The sequence below is a fragment of the Microbacterium imperiale genome (assembly GCF_017876655.1).
GTDB lineage: Bacteria > Actinomycetota > Actinomycetes > Actinomycetales > Microbacteriaceae > Microbacterium > Microbacterium imperiale.
On the sequence record NZ_JAGIOK010000001.1, the window covers coordinates 2,537,903 to 2,554,910 of the forward strand.

20 protein-coding genes are annotated in these 17,008 nt (G+C 71.9%); 12 read left to right on the forward strand and 8 right to left on the reverse strand.

Annotation, left to right across the window (positions count from 1 at the left end):
• Positions 1–7: 7 nt before the first annotated feature.
• Positions 8–364 carry a DUF7882 family protein gene (locus tag JOF37_RS12265; protein ID WP_210007072.1) on the reverse strand — a complete coding sequence of 119 codons (357 nt, stop codon included), beginning with the start codon at positions 362–364 and terminating at the stop codon, positions 8–10.
• A 182-nt stretch (positions 365–546) separates the two neighbouring features.
• On the opposite strand from JOF37_RS12265, the gene JOF37_RS12270 reads away from it, so the two are divergent.
• On the forward strand, positions 547–1,056 hold the full coding sequence (locus JOF37_RS12270; protein WP_210007073.1) for a MarR family winged helix-turn-helix transcriptional regulator: 510 nt from the start codon (positions 547–549) through the stop codon (positions 1,054–1,056).
• Positions 1,057–1,134: 78 nt separating this feature from the next.
• On the opposite strand, the gene JOF37_RS15705 is transcribed toward JOF37_RS12270, so the two are convergent.
• A complete protein-coding gene (locus tag JOF37_RS15705; protein ID WP_271175077.1) occupies positions 1,135–1,257 on the reverse strand; it encodes a hypothetical protein in 123 nt (40 codons plus the stop codon).
• A gap of 104 nt (positions 1,258–1,361) precedes the next feature.
• On the opposite strand from JOF37_RS15705, the gene JOF37_RS12275 reads away from it, so the two are divergent.
• The 5 genes from JOF37_RS12275 to JOF37_RS12290 all read left to right on the forward strand — a co-directional run bounded on the left by JOF37_RS12275 (position 1,362) and on the right by JOF37_RS12290 (position 5,206).
• A complete protein-coding gene (locus JOF37_RS12275; RefSeq protein ID WP_210007074.1) occupies positions 1,362–1,580 on the forward strand; it encodes a multidrug transporter in 219 nt (72 codons plus the stop codon).
• Positions 1,577–2,752: a zinc-dependent alcohol dehydrogenase gene (locus JOF37_RS12280; RefSeq protein ID WP_210007075.1), complete on the forward strand. Its 1,176-nt coding sequence runs from the start codon at positions 1,577–1,579 to the stop codon at positions 2,750–2,752. Before JOF37_RS12275 ends, JOF37_RS12280 begins: the two co-directional genes overlap by 4 nt.
• 24 nt (positions 2,753–2,776) lie before the next feature.
• A complete protein-coding gene (locus JOF37_RS15585; protein ID WP_245338159.1) occupies positions 2,777–3,217 on the forward strand; it encodes an SRPBCC family protein in 441 nt (146 codons plus the stop codon).
• Complete coding sequence (locus JOF37_RS12285) at positions 3,214–4,668, forward strand: phytoene desaturase family protein (protein WP_271175078.1); 1,455 nt, start codon at positions 3,214–3,216, stop codon at positions 4,666–4,668. Before JOF37_RS15585 ends, JOF37_RS12285 begins: the two co-directional genes overlap by 4 nt.
• Positions 4,669–4,759: 91 nt before the next feature.
• Complete coding sequence (locus JOF37_RS12290; RefSeq protein ID WP_210007077.1) at positions 4,760–5,206, forward strand: MarR family winged helix-turn-helix transcriptional regulator; 447 nt, start codon at positions 4,760–4,762, stop codon at positions 5,204–5,206.
• Positions 5,207–5,209: 3 nt separating this feature from the next.
• Here JOF37_RS12290 and JOF37_RS12295 read toward each other — a convergent pair whose 3' ends face one another.
• The gene (locus tag JOF37_RS12295) at positions 5,210–5,512 is read right to left on the reverse strand and encodes a DUF7882 family protein (protein WP_210007078.1); all 303 of its coding nucleotides are present in this window, start codon (positions 5,510–5,512) and stop codon (positions 5,210–5,212) included.
• A gap of 161 nt (positions 5,513–5,673) precedes the next feature.
• Between JOF37_RS12295 and JOF37_RS12300 the strand changes: the two genes are divergently transcribed.
• The 3 genes from JOF37_RS12300 to JOF37_RS12310 all read left to right on the forward strand — a co-directional run bounded on the left by JOF37_RS12300 (position 5,674) and on the right by JOF37_RS12310 (position 7,383).
• The gene (locus JOF37_RS12300; RefSeq protein ID WP_210007079.1) at positions 5,674–5,982 is read left to right on the forward strand and encodes a hypothetical protein; all 309 of its coding nucleotides are present in this window, start codon (positions 5,674–5,676) and stop codon (positions 5,980–5,982) included.
• A 54-nt stretch (positions 5,983–6,036) separates the two neighbouring features.
• Positions 6,037–6,999 (forward strand): Gfo/Idh/MocA family protein, encoded by a 963-nt coding sequence (locus JOF37_RS12305; protein WP_210007080.1) that lies wholly within the window; start codon positions 6,037–6,039, stop codon positions 6,997–6,999.
• 90 nt (positions 7,000–7,089) lie between these two features.
• Positions 7,090–7,383 (forward strand): hypothetical protein, encoded by a 294-nt coding sequence (locus tag JOF37_RS12310; protein ID WP_210007081.1) that lies wholly within the window; start codon positions 7,090–7,092, stop codon positions 7,381–7,383.
• A 19-nt stretch (positions 7,384–7,402) separates the two neighbouring features.
• Here JOF37_RS12310 and JOF37_RS12315 read toward each other — a convergent pair whose 3' ends face one another.
• Positions 7,403–7,861 carry a CinA family protein gene (locus JOF37_RS12315; protein ID WP_210007082.1) on the reverse strand — a complete coding sequence of 153 codons (459 nt, stop codon included), beginning with the start codon at positions 7,859–7,861 and terminating at the stop codon, positions 7,403–7,405.
• Between the two features lie 101 nt (positions 7,862–7,962).
• On the opposite strand from JOF37_RS12315, the gene JOF37_RS12320 reads away from it, so the two are divergent.
• Both JOF37_RS12320 and JOF37_RS12325 read left to right on the forward strand, forming a co-directional pair.
• Complete coding sequence (locus JOF37_RS12320) at positions 7,963–8,517, forward strand: TetR/AcrR family transcriptional regulator (RefSeq protein WP_210007083.1); 555 nt, start codon at positions 7,963–7,965, stop codon at positions 8,515–8,517.
• A 55-nt stretch (positions 8,518–8,572) separates the two neighbouring features.
• Positions 8,573–11,053: an MMPL family transporter gene (locus JOF37_RS12325; RefSeq protein ID WP_210007084.1), complete on the forward strand. Its 2,481-nt coding sequence runs from the start codon at positions 8,573–8,575 to the stop codon at positions 11,051–11,053.
• 19 nt (positions 11,054–11,072) lie between these two features.
• Here the strand turns inward: JOF37_RS12325 and JOF37_RS12330 are convergent, their stop codons facing one another.
• Positions 11,073–12,398: an NtaA/DmoA family FMN-dependent monooxygenase gene (locus tag JOF37_RS12330; RefSeq protein WP_210007085.1), complete on the reverse strand. Its 1,326-nt coding sequence runs from the start codon at positions 12,396–12,398 to the stop codon at positions 11,073–11,075.
• Complete coding sequence (locus tag JOF37_RS12335) at positions 12,395–13,753, reverse strand: O-acetylhomoserine aminocarboxypropyltransferase/cysteine synthase family protein (protein ID WP_210007086.1); 1,359 nt, start codon at positions 13,751–13,753, stop codon at positions 12,395–12,397. Before JOF37_RS12335 ends, JOF37_RS12330 begins: the two co-directional genes overlap by 4 nt.
• A gap of 173 nt (positions 13,754–13,926) precedes the next feature.
• Between JOF37_RS12335 and JOF37_RS12340 the strand changes: the two genes are divergently transcribed.
• Positions 13,927–14,784, forward strand: coding sequence for a sulfurtransferase (locus JOF37_RS12340; protein ID WP_210007087.1), 858 nt, complete (start codon positions 13,927–13,929; stop codon positions 14,782–14,784).
• A gap of 8 nt (positions 14,785–14,792) precedes the next feature.
• On the opposite strand, the gene JOF37_RS12345 is transcribed toward JOF37_RS12340, so the two are convergent.
• The gene (locus JOF37_RS12345; RefSeq protein ID WP_210007088.1) at positions 14,793–15,362 is read right to left on the reverse strand and encodes a flavin reductase family protein; all 570 of its coding nucleotides are present in this window, start codon (positions 15,360–15,362) and stop codon (positions 14,793–14,795) included.
• Between the two features lie 97 nt (positions 15,363–15,459).
• Positions 15,460–16,779 carry an O-acetylhomoserine aminocarboxypropyltransferase/cysteine synthase family protein gene (locus JOF37_RS12350; RefSeq protein WP_210007801.1) on the reverse strand — a complete coding sequence of 440 codons (1,320 nt, stop codon included), beginning with the start codon at positions 16,777–16,779 and terminating at the stop codon, positions 15,460–15,462.
• Between the last annotated feature and the right edge of the window lie 229 nt (positions 16,780–17,008).

Below are 17,008 nucleotides of genomic sequence, written 5' to 3' on the forward strand. Positions count from 1 at the left end.
ATGCGGGTTACGCGGGCACCTTCAAACGGGGAACGCCGCCGGTGACCGGGCGCAGCTCGCGCTGCGGCGCCTCGGGGATATCCTCGTCCAGGGCGACGATGAGGCCGGCCGACGACGTCGCGGCGTTCGCCATGTCGCGGACCGCCTGCGGGTTCAGCACCTCCATGTCGGCGGTGTCGAACACGAAACGCAGCGGGATCGACGGCTGCAGCCAGATGGAGGAGCGACCCTCGTCGTTCGTCCAGGACATCATGAAGCTCTCGTTGCGTCGCAGCTTCGTCGCGATGACCACCTTCAGGTGAGCGAGCAGGCGGTCCGGGATCTCGATGCGGGTGTCGGAGTTTCCGTAGTGGAGCTGTCCCATGCTGTCCTCCTGAGATCGTCGTTCGGGGGGTGGGGAACGTGTTTGGTCCCTCGATAAGTATCTAGCCAGACAAGACACTTTCTGTCAATTCGTAGTTCTATGTATCTCAGCGCTTGTGAAAGAAAGAATCTGTCATGCATGACTAATGGCTATGATGGCGTTCGCAAGGAGGTGGCAAGCCGATGCCTCAGAACGTCGTTCGTCACGAAGGGCTTCATCTGTACGCGGACCAGCCGCGAGAAGAAGTCGGTCGCAAGCTCAGTGACGCCGTCCTGCGTCTGCGCCGAGCCGAGCAGGTGCAGGCGGGGCTCGCCGTGCGCGCCTCCGAGCTCTCGGCGATCGACCTGACGGCGCTGCGATATCTCGTGCAGGGTCACCGCGACGGCCGCGATCTCGGCCCGAAGGACCTCATCGTCATGCTCGCGACCTCGAGCGCGACGGTCACCAACGTCGTCGAACGCCTCGCGTCGAAGGGATACGTCGCGCGGGTGCAGCATCCCACCGACCGTCGCGCGCACTACCTCGTGCCGACCGAGGCCGCCGTCGCCCGCGTCGACGAGGCCTTCGCCGCCCATCACCGCGCCATCGTCACCGTCATCGATCAACTGGACGAGGAGCGGGCGGCCATCGCAGCTGACGTGATCGACCTCATCGCCGCCGCTCTCGACGACGTCGCGGCACGCGCAGGCTGACCGCGGGCCACGTGGCCCGTACGCATGAAACGGGGCCGGCTCCACACCCTCGGGTGGGAGCCGGCCCCGTTCTCGCCGTCAGCTGTCTTCGCCCTCGGCCTGCGACGGGTGGCCCGGCATCTCTTCGGGGGCTTCGCCCGTGTCGGGGTGTTCGGGATCGGCGCCCTCTGCCTGGCTGGGCTTCGCATCGTCTCGTGACATCGACGGTCTCCTTTCGCGATGAGCTCGTCATGCCTGGCTATCACGCTTGTGCGAGCCCCGCCATCCCCTGGCCGCGGGTCACCCGGCGTGCTTACGGTCGGGCCATGTCCGACTCATCTGATCTTTCGACCGACGAAGGCAAGCGACGCGAGGAACTGCTGCGCGCGGGCGGCTCGACCGAGGCCGACGCGGCGCCGCGCATTGAGACGAGCGAGCACGACGGCGTCACGCGCATCGACATCGCCGACACGGCGGCGGTGCGCCCCGGTCCCGGTCCGGGCACGCCCGAAGCCGACGGGATCGAGACGGAGGACGGGCGATGAAGGCGCTGACCTGGCAGGGGCGTCGCAACGTCTCGGTCGAGACGGTGCCCGACCCCGAGATCCTCGAGCCGACCGACGCCATCGTGAAGATCACGTCGACGGCGATCTGCGGCTCCGACCTGCATCTCTACGAGATCTTCGGCCCGTTCATCGACAGCGGCGACGTGCTCGGTCACGAGCCGATGGGAGTCGTCGTCGAGGTGGGCTCGGCGGTGACGAACCTCGCCGTCGGCGATCGCATCGTCGTGCCGTTCAACATCTCGTGCGGGCACTGCTTCATGTGCCGGCGCGGCCTGCAGTCGCAGTGCGAGACGACGCAGGTCACCGAGTACGGCAGCGGCGCCTCGCTGTTCGGCTACACGAAGCTCTACGGTCAGGTCCCCGGCGGACAGGCGGAGTACCTGCGGGTGCCCCTCGCCGATTACAACCACATCCGCGTCGGCTCCGATCTGCCCGATGACCGGTACCTCTTCCTCAGCGACATCCTCCCCACCGCCTGGCAAGGCGTCGAGTACGCCGACGTGCCCGAAGGGGGCACGCTCGCGGTGATGGGTCTGGGCCCGGTGGGCCAGTTCGTCGCCCGCGTCGGCGTCCACCGCGGCTACCGCGTACTCGCGGTCGACCCGGTGCCGGAGCGGCGCGCGATGGCCGAGCGGCACGGCGTCGACGTCTTCGACCTCACCGATTCCGTGGTCGACGAGCTGCGCGATCTGACCGAGGGCCGCGGCGCCGATGCCGTCGTGGATGCCGTCGGAATGGAGGCGCACGGCAATCCCGGTGTCTCGGCGGTGCACAAGGCCGTGGGGCTGCTGCCCGACGCGCTGGCGCAGAAGGTAATGGAGACGGGCGGGCTCGACCGGCTCGCGGCGCTCCACGCCTCGATCGACGTCGTGCGGCGCGGTGGCACCGTCTCGCTCAGCGGCGTCTACGCCGGCGAAGCCGACGTGATGCCGATGAAGACGATGTTCGACAAGCAGCTGAGCATGCGGATGGGGCAGTGCAACGTCAAGCGCTGGATCGACGATCTGCTGCCGCTCGTCGAGGACCCCGCCGACCCGCTCGGCGTGATGGACCTGACGACGCACCGCGCTCCACTGTCGGACGCGCCGGGACTGTACGAGACGTTCCAGAAGAAGCAGGACGGATGCATCAAGGTCGTGCTGCAGCCGTGACGATCGCCGAGCGAGGAGGCCGCCATGGCGCGTAGCGTCCGTGTCATGAATTGCGCGCCCGAAGATGTTTTCGCGGTGCTGAACGACGGATGGCTCTTTCCCGCCTGGGTCGTCGGCGCTTCGCGCATGCGCGACGTCGCCGACACCTGGCCGCGGAAGGGCTCTCGGCTGCACCACTCCTTCGGGGTCTGGCCGTTCCTCATCGACGACACCACGTCGGTGCTCGAGTTCGACCCGCCGCGGCGCATGGTGCTCCAGGCCCGCGGCTGGCCGATCGGCGAAGCGCGCGTCACACTCGACGTGAAACCCCGCGGCGACGGCTGCGTCGTGCGTCTGCAGGAGTTCGCAGCCGAAGGACCGGGGTCCTTCATCCCGCAACCGCTGCTCGATCCAGCGCTCATGGTGCGCAACGCCGAGACGCTGCGCCGGCTCGCGCACCTGGCGGAGGGCGGCGCGGGACGGTGAGGACCGAGTACGACGCCGTCATCGTCGGCTCCGGACCGAACGGGCTGGCGGCGGCTGTCACGCTCGCCCGATCGGGGCTGTCGGTCGCGGTGTTCGAGGCCGAGGACCACTTCGGCGGCGGGGCGGCGACGGGCGAGATCACGCTGCCGGGCTACCTCCACGATCTGTGCTCGGCGGTGCACCCGCTCGCGTTCGAGTCGGCCTTCTTCCGTGAGTTCGGTCTGCGCCGGCGGGTCGAGTTCGTCGTGCCCGAGGTGTCGTACGCGCATCCGCTCGACGATCGGGCGGTGCTGGCCCACCGCGACCTCGATCGCACCGCCGAGGGTCTCGGCGTCGACGGGCGCGCCTACGCCCGGCTCATGGCGCCGCTGGTCGACCGCGTCCGCGGCATCGCCGACTTCACGGGCGGATCGCTCCTGCGCGTACCCGGCGACCCGGTCGCGACGGCTTGGTTCGGGCTCCGCACCCTGGAGCAGGGGACGCCCGCCTGGCGGATGCGTTTCCGGGAGCAGGCCGCGCCGGCGCTCGTGACGGGCGTCGCAGCGCACACGATCCTCGGTCTGCCGAGCCTCGCCGCCGCCGGCGGCGGCCTCACCCTCGCCACGTACGGCCACGCGCAGGGCTGGCCGATCCCCGTCGGGGGCAGCGGTGCCATCGTCTCGGCTCTCGTCGACGACATCCGCGCCCACGGCGGTGAACTGTTCGCGGGCCGCCGCATCCGCTCGCTCGACGAACTCCCCGCCGCGCGCGCCGTCCTGCTCGACGTGACGCCGCGCGCCCTCATCGAGATGTCCGGAGAACGGATGCCGCAGCGCTACCGCCGCCGTCTCGAGCGCTTCCGCTACGGCGACGCCGTCGCCAAGGTCGACTTCGCGCTGTCGGCCCCCGTGCCGTGGCGCGACGCGGAGATCGCCCGCAGCGGCACCGTGCACGTCGGCGGCACCCGTGCCGAGATCGCGGCATCCGAGAACGCCGTCCGGGCCGGACAGCTGCCGGACGCGCCCTACGTGCTGGTCGCGCAGCCGTCGCTGTTCGACGGCAGCCGGGCGCCGGGCGACCATCACACGCTCTGGGCGTACACCCACGTGCCCGCGGGAAGCGACGTCGATCGCACCGAGACGATCGTCCGGCAGATCGAGCGATTCGCCCCGGGCTTCCGCGACACGATCCTGGCCACCCGGTCCGAGACCGCGCAGCAGGTCGCTGCCCGCAACCTCAACTACCCGGAGGGCGACATCTCTGCCGGGGTGCCTTCGCTCGATCAGCTCATCGCACGGCCGCTGCTCGCCCGCGACCCGTGGCGCACGCCCATGGACGGCGTATACCTGTGCTCGTCGTCGACGAGCCCCGGGCCGGGCGTGCACGGACTCGGCGGCTGGTGGGCGGCGCTGAGTGCCCTGCGCCACGAGTTCGGCGTCCGCGAGCGGCCGGACCTCTCAGCGCGGGTTTAGCGGGACTCGGCGGCCTCCGTCAAGCTGGCGGGGGAGGGTCGCGACGCCTTCTACAGTGGACGGGTCGTCGCTGCTCGCGGGAGGTCTCAGCGTGTCCGATCCGTCCCACTCCGAGTCCGTCGCGCGCGCCGTCGAGCGGCTGCGCCTCGCCGAGGCCAGCCTGTCGCGGCGCCGGCAGACCGATTGCGGTCCGAGCGAGACCGCTCGCGCGGCGATGCGGCTGGTCTACGACAGTGCGGACGCCGGCAGGCGCGTCACCCCGACCGACATCGCGGCGTCGCTCGGCATCTCGACGCCGACGGCCACGACCATCCTCAAGCGTCTGCACGACGGCGGGCTCGTATCGTTCGAGCGGAACCCGGACGACGGCCGCAGCAAGTACGTCGTCCCGACCGACCGGACCGCGGATGCCGAGGGGGTCGACCCGCTCGCCGAACGCGTGCGCACCCTCACTCGCGGTCTCGACGCCGAGACGGCGGCGACGGTGTCGGCGCTGCTCGACGCGATCACCGAAGCAGTCGACGCGGAGTGCCGCTGAGGCTCAGGCCTCGGGTGCCCCGGCGGGCTCGGGCACGACGCGCAGACCGTTCGCGCCGCCGGCCTCGATCATCAGCGTCTCGACCCAGTTGCGGTTGATCGTCGGGGGGCGGCTGCCGCTGAACTGGAACATCATCGGCACAGCCGGGTGAACCCACACCGAGAACATCCCACTATCGGACGAGCGGTGGAACATGAACGGCTCGTTTCGGCGCAGTTTGTTCATGAACACCACGCGCAGATGAGCCAGCAAGCGGTCTTCGATGTCGAACGTCCGCCCCTGGCTTCCGTAAACGAGTAAACCCACGGACGCGAGGGTACGCGGGGGGTCGAGGCTCATTAATTCCGGTTAGTTAGACGAACTAGTTAGCGGCGGCCGGTCGCGTAGAGGGGTGCGGCGCCCGTGTCAAGGAGGTATGCCGGCGAGGGGGGCTGCAGCACACTCGGATGTCTACGAGGGGAGACGCCATGGTTCTGGACATGTCGCCGATCGCGCGGAAGCCGAGTGCGGTCCGCCTGGCCACGTCCGACGCCCTGCGTCAGCTGCCCCCGCGCCGACCCGAGCCGGCCCGCGTGGAGGGCGACGTCCGGTGGGAGCTCGTGGACGTGGACCGCTACGAGGTGCGCGAGGGCGAGGTCGTCCTCGGGTACGTCGACGTCGTCGGTGCCGTCTTCGTCGCTCTGGGTGGCCCGTGGTATTCCGCCGCCGTCGAACTGCGCCAGACGCTGCGGTTCGATGAGGCGATCCAGACGCTGCGCTCGACGCGCCGGCACTGACGTCGCGGCAGCCGCGCTCCGCACGCCGGCCGCTGTCTCCGTAGGCTGGAGACCATGATCCGCATCGCGACCGTCGGCACCAGCGTCATCACCGAATCATTCATCGGGGCGGTCAGCCGCACGCCGGGCATCGAGGTGGCGGCCGTCACGTCACGCGACATCGACCGGGCGCGGGCGTACGCCGACCGGATGGGAGTAGCGGGCGCCTTCGGGGACCTCGCATCGATGCTCGCCGACCCCGCGGTCGACGCCGTCTACGTCGGCTCGCCGAACTCGGTCCACCGCGACCAGGTCGCCGCCGCGATCGACGCGGGCAAGCACGTGCTCGTCGAGAAGCCCGCCGTCGCGTCCGCTGCGGAATGGGACGACCTCGTCGCGCGCGCCCGCGCTGTCGGCGTCGTGCTGATCGAGGCGATGCGCACCGCCTACGATCCGGGACTCACCGCCGTGCGAGAGCTCGTCCCCTCCCTCGGCACCCTGCGTCGCGCGTCGTTCCACTACTCCAAGCGCTCGTCGCGCTACGACGCTGTGCTCGCCGGCGAGGTCCCGAACATCTTCGACCCCGCCATGGGCGGCGGTGCTCTCGCCGACCTCGGCGTCTACGGCCTCCACGCCGCCATCCTGCTCTTCGGCGAGCCGACGCGGGTCGCCGCCGCGGCCTCGCCGATCCGCACCGGCGTCGAGGGTGCCGGCATCGCTCTGCTGGACTACTCCGGGCTCGTGGTCGACGTCGCGTACTCGAAGATCACGACGTCCACGCGCCCGAGCGAGATCCAGGGTGAGAAGGCGACGCTCGTCATCGACCACCTCGCGAGCCCGCGTCACCTGACCCGCATCGACAACGGCGGCGAGGTGACCGAGCACGTGATCGACGGCCCCGTCGACGTCCTCGACGGCGAAGTCGCTCGGTTCGTCGAGCTCGTCGCGGGCGGGGAATCACCCGATGCCGACCAGGAGCGGACGGCGGCGACGCTGCGCACGATCGAGCGCGTCCGCGCGGCGTCGGTCGCCCCCTGAAGCCCGCACCGCGGCGAGGCGGCGCAGGCACTTCGGCGTCGGCCTGTCAAGGCCCTGGGGTTCCCGCGTACGCCGCCGCAAGCTCGGAGCATGCAACACGCAGGGCTGCGCTGGGACGAGATCGCCGAGGATGCGTGGCGGGTCTGCGACCCCGCCCGCTCGGCGTCCGACGCCGAGGCGGTCATCGCGTACGTCGAGCGGGGCGCGGACGGCACGATCGAGGTCGTGTGGCTGTGCGGCACCGCCGGCACCCAGATCTTCGTGTCCATCGGCGATGCGCGGCGGGCGGTCGCGGAGCGTTACGCCGCGTCGCGTCGCGAGGGGTCGCCCATGTCGACCAAGCCGGTTCCGATCGCGCACCGTCCGCCGCTGTCGACCGCCTGACCCGGGCAGACGCGACGGATCAGCCGCGCGGCATCCGGCTCAGGAGCAGGTCGACCGCCGCCGTGGCGCTCGCGTCGATGACCTCTTCGGGATGGCCGTCGTACTGCAGCAGCACGTGGCCCGTGCCGCGCTCGTCGCTCCAGCCGAGGTAGACGGTGCCAGGGGCGTGACCGTCCTGAGCGTCGGGGCCGCCGACGCCCGTGACCGAGACGGCGATGTCGGCGCCGATCAGCTCGCGCGTGGCCGACGCCATCTGCTCCGCGCATTCCGCCGAGCACGGGTCGACCCCCTCACGCAGGCCGAGCACGCGCTGCTTCGTGGGAACGCGATACGCCACGACTCCGCCGGCGAACCAGTCGCTGGCGCCTTCGGCGGCTCCGATCCTCGCGGACAGATTGCCCGAGGTGAGTGATTCGGCCACAGCCACCACGGTGTTCGTGGCCTGGGCCCGTTGGGCCAGGTCGTCGATGTCGGTCATTCGTCCTCCTGAGCGGCGACCCTAAGCGCGGCTCAGCGGCCACGCCACCGGTATTGCCCGCGACGGGGCGCGATGCTACGGGCGCTGGATACGGTGGAGGGATGGACGAGCACCGGGCCGGACCGCGACGCAGCGAGCACGCGCGCCTCGCCGTGCTCTCCGCGGCCGCGGAGCTTCTCGCCGAACGGGGCTACGAGCATCTGACGATCGAGGCGATCGCGCGCCGCGCCGGGGTCGGCAAGCAGACGATCTACCGCTGGTGGTCGTCGCGGGCCGGGATCCTCGCGGAGGCGCTGCTCGAGGGGCTGATCTTCCGCCACGAGCTGGCCGTGCGCGACACCGGCGATCTGCGACACGACCTCGCCGAGTGGATGACGCGCGTCGCCGAGGTCCTCGGCGCGCCCGACGGGCGGGTGCTGTTCCGCTCGCTGCTCGCCGCGGCGACGGAGGACGCCGCGGTGGGGGAGCTGATGCACCAGCAGCTCAGCGCCGACGGCGGCGTCCGCGCGCGGGTCGTGGCCCATGGCGACCCGCGGCTGCCCGCCGACGAGATCGGCGACGCGATCGCGGGCTGGCTCGTGCTGCGCGCATTGACCGGCACCGCGTCGACCCCGGAGGGCATCCGGGCGCTCGTCGGCACCCTCGTCCCGGGCTAGAGTTGACGAGACGCAGCGTCTCGTCAAGGCGCACCGCCCCCGAAGGAGAACTCCGATGGCCGAGCTGCTGTACCGCCTGAGCAAGGGAGCGGCGCGACGCGCGTGGCTCGTCATCGTCGCGTGGATCGCCGTGCTCGGGGTGGCCGGCGCAGCCTTCGCCCTCGGCTTCGGCGGGTTGTCGTCGAGCTTCGACATCCCGGGAACGGCCTCGTCGAAGGTCACCGACGAGCTCGCCGACGAACTGCCCGACTTCGCCGGCGCCTCGGGCACCGTCGTCTTCCACGCCGAGGACGGTGCGCTCACCGACGCCCAGCGCCGGGCGATCTCCGACCTCGTGGCTTCAGCCACCGACCTCCCGGATGTCGCCACGGTCAACGACCCGTTCGTCTCCGAGCAGCAGCGGCAGGGCCAGGCGCAGCAGGTCGCGGACGGTCGCGCGCAGATCGACGCCGCGCGCGGGCAGCTCGACGCCGGTCAGGCGCAGCTCGACGAGGGCCGGGCGCAGCTCGATGCCGGCCAGGCCCAGCTCGACGCCGCGCGCGCCCAGGCCGCAGGCGCTCCGCCCGCCGTGCAGGCCCAGCTCGACGCGCAGCAGGCGCAGCTCGATGCCGGGCGTGCCGAGCTCGAGTCGCAGCAGGAGCAGCTGGATGCCGGTCGGGTCGAGCTCGAGGCGCAGGCCGAGACCGCCCAGCTCGGCGCGCGCCTGCTGGAACTCGCCGACGGTATCGCGCTGGTGTCGGCGGACGGAGCGACCGCGACCGTCAACATCGCCTTCACGGAGCCCCGCCTCGAACTGGCCGAGGCGTCGAAGCAGGCGGTCGTCGAGCACTTCACCGCCGAGCCGATCGAGGGCGTCGAGGTCGGCTTCTCGACGGAGATCTCGCAGGGCGTGCCGAAGATCCTCGGCGTCGGCGAGGCCGTCGGTGTGGGCGTCGCCGCCATCGTCCTGCTCGTGATGCTCGGCAGCCTCATCGCGGCGGCGCTGCCGCTCGTGACGGCGCTGGTCGGCGTCGGCGTCGGCGTGCTCGGTGTGCTGTCGCTCTCGGGCGTCGTGCAGATGGCCTCGGTGACGCCCGTCCTCGGCGTCATGCTCGGACTCGCGGTCGGCATCGACTACGCGCTGTTCGTGCTGAACCGGCACCGCAAGCAGCTGCTGCGCGGCATCGAGCTGCACGAATCGATCGGCCTGGCCGGCGGCACGGCGGGCAACGCCGTCGTCTTCGCCGGCTCGACGGTCGTCGTGGCGCTCCTCGCGCTCAACATCACCGGCATCCCGTTCCTCGGTCTCATGGGAACCGCCGGCGCGGTGTGCGTCGCGATCGCGGTGCTCATCGCCATCACGCTGCTGCCGGCGCTCCTCGGCCTGCTCGGCACGCGGGTGCTGGGCCGCCGCGCTCGCGCCCGCATCGGACAGCCCGACGCCGTCGCGACGCCGACGCGCGCGATGCCGACGTGGCGAGCCGTCACGACGGCAGTCGTGTCGGTCGGGCTGCTCCTGGTCCTCGCGGTCCCCGCCCTGTCGATGCGGGTGGGGCTGCCCGACGGTGCCTCCGAGCCCGAAGGATCCTACGGCCAGCGCGCGTTCGAGCTCACCAAGGACGCCTTCGGCGCCGGGGCGAACTCACCGCTGCTGGTGACGGCGAGCCTGCCGGACGGCCTCGACGAGACCGAGCAGCTGCGCGCGCAGGTGGCGGTGGCCGAGGCGATCAGCGAGCGCGAACACGTCAGCGCCGTCGCGCCGATCGCGGTGTCGGACAGCGGCGCGATCGCCGCCTTCCAGGTCATCCCGACCGAGGGGCCGAGCAGCGTCGCCACCGAGGATCTCGTGCGCGACCTGCGCTCGCTGCCCCCGGTCGACGGCGAGTACGCCCTCGGGGTGGCCGGTCAGGCCGCCATCAACATCGACATCTCGGAGGGACTTGTCGGCATCCTGCCGATCTACCTCGCCGTCGTGGTCGGGCTGTCGCTGGTCATCATGATCGTCGTGTTCCGCTCGCTCGTCGTGCCGCTGATCGCGACCGGCGGCTTCATCCTGTCGCTGTTCGCCACCTACGGCGCCGTCGTCGCGGTGTTCCAGTGGGGCTGGGGCGCCGAGCTGATCGGGCTGCACACGACGGGGCCGATCCTGAACTTCCTGCCGGTGATCCTCGTCGGCATCCTGTTCGGGCTCGCGATGGACTACCAGCTGTTCCTCGCATCGGGCATGCGCGAAGCGTACGTCCACGGGTCGGATGCGCGCTTGGCGGTGATGCAGGGCTTCCGCGCCGGCCGGTCGGTCGTGATCGCGGCGGCGCTGATCATGGTGTCGGTGTTCGGCGGATTCATCTTCGCCGAGGCGACGATCATCCGCTCGATGGGATTCGGCCTGGCCTTCGGCATCCTCGTCGACGCCCTCGTCGTGCGGATGCTGCTGATGCCGGCGCTCATGCACCTGATCGGGCGCGGTGCGTGGTGGCTGCCGCGCTGGCTCGACCGCATCCTGCCGGATGTCGACGTCGAGGGCGCCAAGCTCGAGCGCACTCACCCGCACGTCTGAGTGCGGCGGCCGGGGCCGGTCAGAACGCGTCGAGGTCGGCGCGCAGGCCCCGGCCGGTGTACTCCGACCGCAGGATGCCGCGCCGGCGCAGCACCGGGACGAGCTCGTCGAGCGCGCGGTGCAGGGTCACGGGGTGCAGGTCGCCCGAGAAGATCAATCCGTCGTTGTCGGCGTCGTCGCCGAGCGCCTGGATGACGTCGGCGATCTCCTCGGCTGTGCCGACCGTTCCGCCGGCGCCGTCCGTCACGCGGCCCAGCCGCGCCTTGCCGGCGAGGATGTCGCGCAGCGGTGCCTCCGAGAAGTCAGAGAAGCGACCGAGCAGCCCCCGGATGGTGCCCTTCGAGACGTGATCGCCGAAGATCGCCGGATCGAGCGGACGGTCGAGGTGGAGCGACGTCAGATCGGTCTCGAGGTCGCTCGACCACGCCTCGGCGACCTCGCGCAGCGTGGCCTCGTCGGGATGACGCGAGGCCGCGACGAGGCGATCGGCCTCGTCCGTCGAGCTCGCGACGATCGGCTTGAAGACGAAGAAGGTCTTGATCGCGTCGGCGTCGCGTCCCGCCGCCAGCGCCGCCTCGCGCACGCGGGCGCGGTAGGCGCGGATGCTCGCGGGGTCGAGGTTCGACAGGGCGAGCTGGATCTCGGAGTTCGCGCCGGCGAACCCGATGCCACGGGGCGAGCCTCCCGGTGAGGCGACGACGGGGTCGCCGGCTGGCAGCGGCTCGGCGTTGAGCGGCCCATCGAACGAGAAGTACTCGCCGCGATGCTGCACGGCGCGGATCTTGGAGCCGTCCGCGTAGATCTCCGTCTCACGGTCGGCGATGAGGGCGCCCTCGTCCCAGCTGTGCCAGAGCAGTCGCAGCGCGTTGAGCCATTCCTGCGCGCGGTCGTAGGCGGCGTCGTGACCGAGGCGCTCGGTGCCGAAGTGGTGCGCCGAGCCGACGTCGGTGACGACGTTCAACCCGAGCCGGCTGCCGCTGAGGTGCTGCAGCGACGCGAACTGGCGCGCGGCGAGGTACGGCGGCCAGGCGGCCGGATTCACCGTGGGGATGACGCCGAGGTGCTGCGTCGCCGCGAACAGATACGGGGCGAGCGTCCACGGGTCGTGCTTGGGACCGCCGTACGCCTTGCGCACGCGCAGGTTCAGCGTCTCGGGCGTGATGCCGATCGAGAGGGCGTCCTCGATCAGCACGAAGTCGAACCCCGCGCGCTCGAGCTCGCGGGCCGACTGCTGGTACAGGTCGGGCCGCTGCCACGCCCAGTCCCACCGCTGGTAGGGGCGCGCCCAGCCGTGCGGGCCGAACCCGCGCGAAAGGAACCATCCGAAGTGCTGCGCCCGCGTCATGCCGGCACCGCCTCGAGCTGGCGAGTCGGCGCGGCCGGTGCGGCCGGCGCGGCCGTTGCGGCGGCGGCGAGGCCGCGCTGCAGGTCCGCGATGAGGTCCGCGGCGTCCTCCAGTCCGACCGACAGCCGCAGGAGCCCCGGGCCGATACCGATGCGCTCCAGCTCGTCGTCGGCGCGCTGGGCGTGGGTCGTGGACGCCGGATGCAGCACGAGCGAGCGCACGTCCCCGAGGTGCGTCATGGGGGTGAACAGGCGCACGGCGTCGGTGAAGGCCGCGGCGGCGGCGCGCCCGCCGGCCAGGGTGAACGAGAACAGCGCACCCTGACCGCGGGGCAGCAAGCGGACGGCGACGTCGTGATCGGGGTGCGAGGGCAGACCGCTGTAATCCACGCCGACGACTTGGGGGCGGCCCTCGAGCCACGCAGCCAGCTGCGCCGCCGTCGCCGACTGGCGCTCGACGCGCAGCGACAGCGTCTCGATGCCCTGCAGCAGCAGGAAGGCGTTGAGGGGCGACGGCGCGGGACCGAAGCGCATCGCGACGCGACGGGCGGCGCTGAGGAAAGCCCGCTCACCGGAGCGCTCGACGAAGGTGCGCCCGTCGGCGCCGCGCTCGCCGGCGATCTGGCGGAACCGTCCGGGCACCGCATCCCAGGGGAAGCGCCCGCCGTCGACGACGACACCGCCGAGGGCCGTGCCGTGCCCAGCGAGGAACTTCGACGCCGAGTGCACGACGATGTCGGCCCCCAGCTCGAGCGGTCGCAGCAGGTACGGCGTCGCGAGCGTCGAGTCGACGATGAGGGGGATGCCGTGGCGGTGGGCGATCGCCGCGACGGCGGGCACATCGAGCACGCCGCCCCGCGGATTCGCGATGGACTCCGCGACGAGGGCCCGGGTGCGCGGTCCGATCGCCGCTTCCCAGGCGTCGGGATCGCGCGGGTCGGCCACGAAGTCCGTCGTGATGCCGAGACGGCCGAGGTCGGAGCGCAGGAGCTCGCGCGTGCCCTCGTAGATGCCCGACGCCGCGACGACGTGGTCGCCCGCCTCGAGGATCGTCAGCAGCGCCGTCGTGGTCGCGGCCTGGCCGCTGCCCACCAGCAGCGCGCCGACGCCGCCCTCGAGGTCGGCGATGCGGCGCTCCGCCGCGGCGGCGGTCGGGTTGCCGACGCGGGTGTAGCTGTAGCCGGTCTCGGGGTCGGCGAAGCGCGCCTCGCCGTCGCCGAGGTCGTCGAACTCGAAGCCCGCGGTCAGGTAGATGGGCGTCGCGCGGGCGCCGTGCGCGTCGAAGCCGCGGGCGCCGGCGTGCAGCTGACGCGTCGCGAAGGCGAGGGGCGCGTCGGGGGTCTCGGGTGCGGACATGGCCGAAACTGTACGGCTCAAGCCGCGCGACACGGGGCGTCGTCGTCACGGAGGGTCACGCGGGCCGGGGCCCCGCGGCATCCGTGTGTCGTCGTGTGTCGTGATGTGTGCTCGCGTTTCCGCGTGTTTCGCCGGGGGAGGACGCCTGCGCGGGCGCTGATGACCATGGGAGCATGTCCCCCCTGGTGAGCGTCGACGACCTCGCCGCCGAGCTGGCGGCCGGGCTGCCGGTGCGTCTGCTCGACGTGCGTTGGCGGCTCGACCGCACCGAGGGGCGGCCCGATTACCTCTCGGGTCACCTGCCGGGCGCGGTCTACGTCGACCTCGAGCGCGAGCTCGCCCGCCCGGGCCGACCGGAACAGGGCCGGCATCCGCTGCCCGTGCGCGCCGACCTCGAAGCCGCGGTCCGTCGCTGGGGTGTGCAGCCGGGCGACCGGCTCGTCGCGTACGACGACAACGACGGCGTCGCCGCCGCGCGGGCCTGGTGGCTGCTGCGGCGGCACGGCCTCGATGTCCGCGTGCTCGACGGCGGTTTCCGTGCGTGGATCGCCTCGGGACGGCGTCTCGAGCGCAGCGACCGAGCCGCGACGAGCGGGCTCATCCGGCTCGGCGAGGCGCGCGGCGGCTGGGCCGACATCGACGAGGCCGCAGTGGCTCCGCGTCGCGGAGTGCTGCTCGACGTCCGTGCGCCGCAGCACTACCGCGGTCAGGTGGCCGGGCTCGACCCCGTGGCGGGCCACATCCCCGGCGCGATCAACCTGCCGACCGTCACGCACATCGGCCCGAACGGGCTGCTCCGCGGCGCGGAGGAGATCCGCGCCGCTCTCGCGACGGTGGGCATCGGGCGCGACACCGAGGTCGTCGTGACGTGCAGCTCGGGCATTGCCTCGGCACACACCGCGCTGGCATTCGCCGTCGCGGACTATCCCCGGGTGCGGGTGTTCGCCGGATCGTGGAGCCAGTGGTCGCGGGACCGGGGCCGCCCCGTCGCGACGGGACCCGCCCCGGCGGCGGCGATCGGGGTGGTCTGAGCGGTCGCTCAGGCCTCGATGGCGGACCGCTCGCTGAGGCGGTGCCAGGTGCGGTTGTGGTAGACGAGGGCGTCGCCGTGGCCGCCCGGCTCGACGTCGCGCTCGACGTGGGACTGCAGCGCGTGGCCGGCGATCACGATCGAGCCGCCCGCGTCCATGCGGGAGACGACGGCGCAGCGCACCCATGCCCGCACGCCCCGGTAGACGGGCTCGCCGGTGGTCAGCCGCGACCAGGCCGTCGTGTCGGCGAAGCGGTCGACGCCGCTCGTAGCCCCGAGCTTGGCGAGCGGCAGGTCTTCGGCATCGAGGAGGTGGACGACGACCGTCTCGGCGTTCGACAGCACGGCCGAGGCCGACGACTGCGCCGACACCGAGAACACGAGCAGGGGCGGGTCGGCGCTCACCGACGACACCGACGTCGCCGTGAGGGCGACGGGACCGTCGCCGGCATCCGCCGTGATGACGGCCACCCCGCCGGGGTGTCCGCGGAACAGGGTCTTGAACTCGTCGGCGGACAGCGAGGCGCCCAGGTGACGAGAGGGGTGCTCTGCGGAGGGGTCGAGGTTCGGCTGCGACATGATCACGACGTTAGTAACCCGCGAGGGCCGCGACATGTTCCGTGACCGCTCGAGACGGCCGATGACGGCATGTGACGGCCGCCTCGAGCGCGAGGTCTCAACCGCCGACGCGGCGCGTCGCGGCATCCAGGCCCTGCGACAGATCGGCGATGAGGTCGGCGACCGTCTCGATGCCGATCGACAGGCGGATGAGGCCGTCGCCGATGCCGAGGCGCTCGCGTTCTTCGGCGGGGAACGACACGTGCGTCGTGGTCGCGGGATGCAGCGCCATCGAGCGGACGTCGCCGATGTTGGTCATGCGGCTGAAGACCTGCAGGGCGTCGACGAACGCCTCGGCGGCGTCGCGGCCGCCCCGCACGGTGAAGGCGAAGACCGAGCCGGCGTGGCCGCCGAAGCGTGCCCGCGCGATGTCGTGGAACGGGTTGTCCGGCAAGCCGGCGAAGTCGACGCTCTCGACCGCCGGGTGCGCGTCCAGCCACTCCGCCACCGCCGCCGCGTTGGCGAGGTGGCGCTCCATGCGCAGCGACAGCGTCTCGATGCCCTGCTGCAGCAGGAACGAGTTCATCGGAGACAGTGCGGCGCCGAGGTCGTTGACGATCCCGAACCGCAGGTACGCCTCGAGCGCGCGCTCGCCGTACGCCTCGACGTACGACGGCTTGCCGCCCGCCCCCGGGTCGGTGAGCCCCGGGAACGCGCGCGACGAGCCCGCCCAGTCGAAGCGGCCGCCGTCGACGATCGCGCCCGACAGTGCGGCGCCGTGACCGGAGAGGAACTTCGTCGACGAGTGGATGACGACGTCGGCGCCGAGCTCGAGCGGACGGATGAGGTACGGGGTCGCGACGGTGTTGTCGACGATCAACGGGATGCCGTGGCGTCGCGCGATCCGTCCGACGGCGACGACGTCGACGAGGTCGTTCTTCGGGTTCGGGATCGTCTCGATGAAGATGGCCTTCGTGTCGGGACCGATCGCCGCGTCCCACTCGGCCTCGTCGCGGGCATCGCGCACGTAGTCGCTCGAGACCCCCAGGCGCGCGAAGGTCCGGTCGAAGAGGATGCGCGTGCCGCTGTAGATGCTCGCGGTCGAGACGATGCGCTCGCCGGCCCCGGCGAGGCCGAGGAGCACCGCGGTGATGGCGGCCTGCCCCGAGCCGACGACGATGGCGCCGGCGCCGCCCTCGAGCGAGGCGATCCTCCGCTCGGCGACCTGGTGGGTCGGGTTGAGGTTGCGCGAGTACAGCTGTCCGTCGTCGGCTCCGGTGAAGCGCGCCTCGGCCTGCGCGAACGAATCGAAGCGGTAGGCCGCGGTGAGGTACACCGGCGTGATCCGGGCCCCGTGGCCCGGCTCGTCGATCTCGCCCGCGTGGACCTGGCGCGTGTCGAATCCGAACCCCTGCCAGTCGTAGCGCGGCGGCAGGATCTCGTGCGTCGGATCGTCGAGCGGCGGGGTCACTCCCTCAGGCTAGGGCGCTGCGGGGGTGGCATCCGATCGGGGCGTCACACGACGACAAACGCCGTGCTCGACACCCGCCGCCGCGTCGCTTAGGGTGGTCGCGTGCGAACCTGTCGCTGTTGCCGCTGAGTGCCCGTCCCGGGCACCCCTCCGACGACCCCGACAGCACCGCGCCTCTGAGCGCGCGGACATCCTG

Excerpts from the sequence above, each read along its gene's own strand:
- JOF37_RS12335 (WP_210007086.1), bottom strand. The coding sequence starts at position 13,753 with ATGTCCGCACCCGAGACCCCCGACGCGCCCCTCGCCTTCGCGACGCGT.
- JOF37_RS12320 (WP_210007083.1), top strand. The coding sequence starts at position 7,963 with ATGGACGAGCACCGGGCCGGACCGCGACGCAGCGAGCACGCGCGCCTC.
- JOF37_RS12300 (WP_210007079.1), top strand. The coding sequence starts at position 5,674 with ATGGTTCTGGACATGTCGCCGATCGCGCGGAAGCCGAGTGCGGTCCGC.
- JOF37_RS12265 (WP_210007072.1), bottom strand. The coding sequence starts at position 364 with ATGGGACAGCTCCACTACGGAAACTCCGACACCCGCATCGAGATCCCG.
- JOF37_RS12270 (WP_210007073.1), top strand. The coding sequence starts at position 547 with ATGCCTCAGAACGTCGTTCGTCACGAAGGGCTTCATCTGTACGCGGAC.
- JOF37_RS15705 (WP_271175077.1), bottom strand. The coding sequence starts at position 1,257 with ATGTCACGAGACGATGCGAAGCCCAGCCAGGCAGAGGGCGCCGATCCC.
- JOF37_RS12305 (WP_210007080.1), top strand. The coding sequence starts at position 6,037 with ATGATCCGCATCGCGACCGTCGGCACCAGCGTCATCACCGAATCATTC.
- JOF37_RS12280 (WP_210007075.1), top strand. The coding sequence starts at position 1,577 with ATGAAGGCGCTGACCTGGCAGGGGCGTCGCAACGTCTCGGTCGAGACG.
- JOF37_RS12310 (WP_210007081.1), top strand. The coding sequence starts at position 7,090 with ATGCAACACGCAGGGCTGCGCTGGGACGAGATCGCCGAGGATGCGTGG.
- JOF37_RS12330 (WP_210007085.1), bottom strand. The coding sequence starts at position 12,398 with ATGACGCGGGCGCAGCACTTCGGATGGTTCCTTTCGCGCGGGTTCGGC.
- JOF37_RS12275 (WP_210007074.1), top strand. The coding sequence starts at position 1,362 with ATGTCCGACTCATCTGATCTTTCGACCGACGAAGGCAAGCGACGCGAG.
- JOF37_RS12325 (WP_210007084.1), top strand. The coding sequence starts at position 8,573 with ATGGCCGAGCTGCTGTACCGCCTGAGCAAGGGAGCGGCGCGACGCGCG.
- JOF37_RS12345 (WP_210007088.1), bottom strand. The coding sequence starts at position 15,362 with ATGTCGCAGCCGAACCTCGACCCCTCCGCAGAGCACCCCTCTCGTCAC.
- JOF37_RS12340 (WP_210007087.1), top strand. The coding sequence starts at position 13,927 with ATGTCCCCCCTGGTGAGCGTCGACGACCTCGCCGCCGAGCTGGCGGCC.
- JOF37_RS12315 (WP_210007082.1), bottom strand. The coding sequence starts at position 7,861 with ATGACCGACATCGACGACCTGGCCCAACGGGCCCAGGCCACGAACACC.
- JOF37_RS15585 (WP_245338159.1), top strand. The coding sequence starts at position 2,777 with ATGGCGCGTAGCGTCCGTGTCATGAATTGCGCGCCCGAAGATGTTTTC.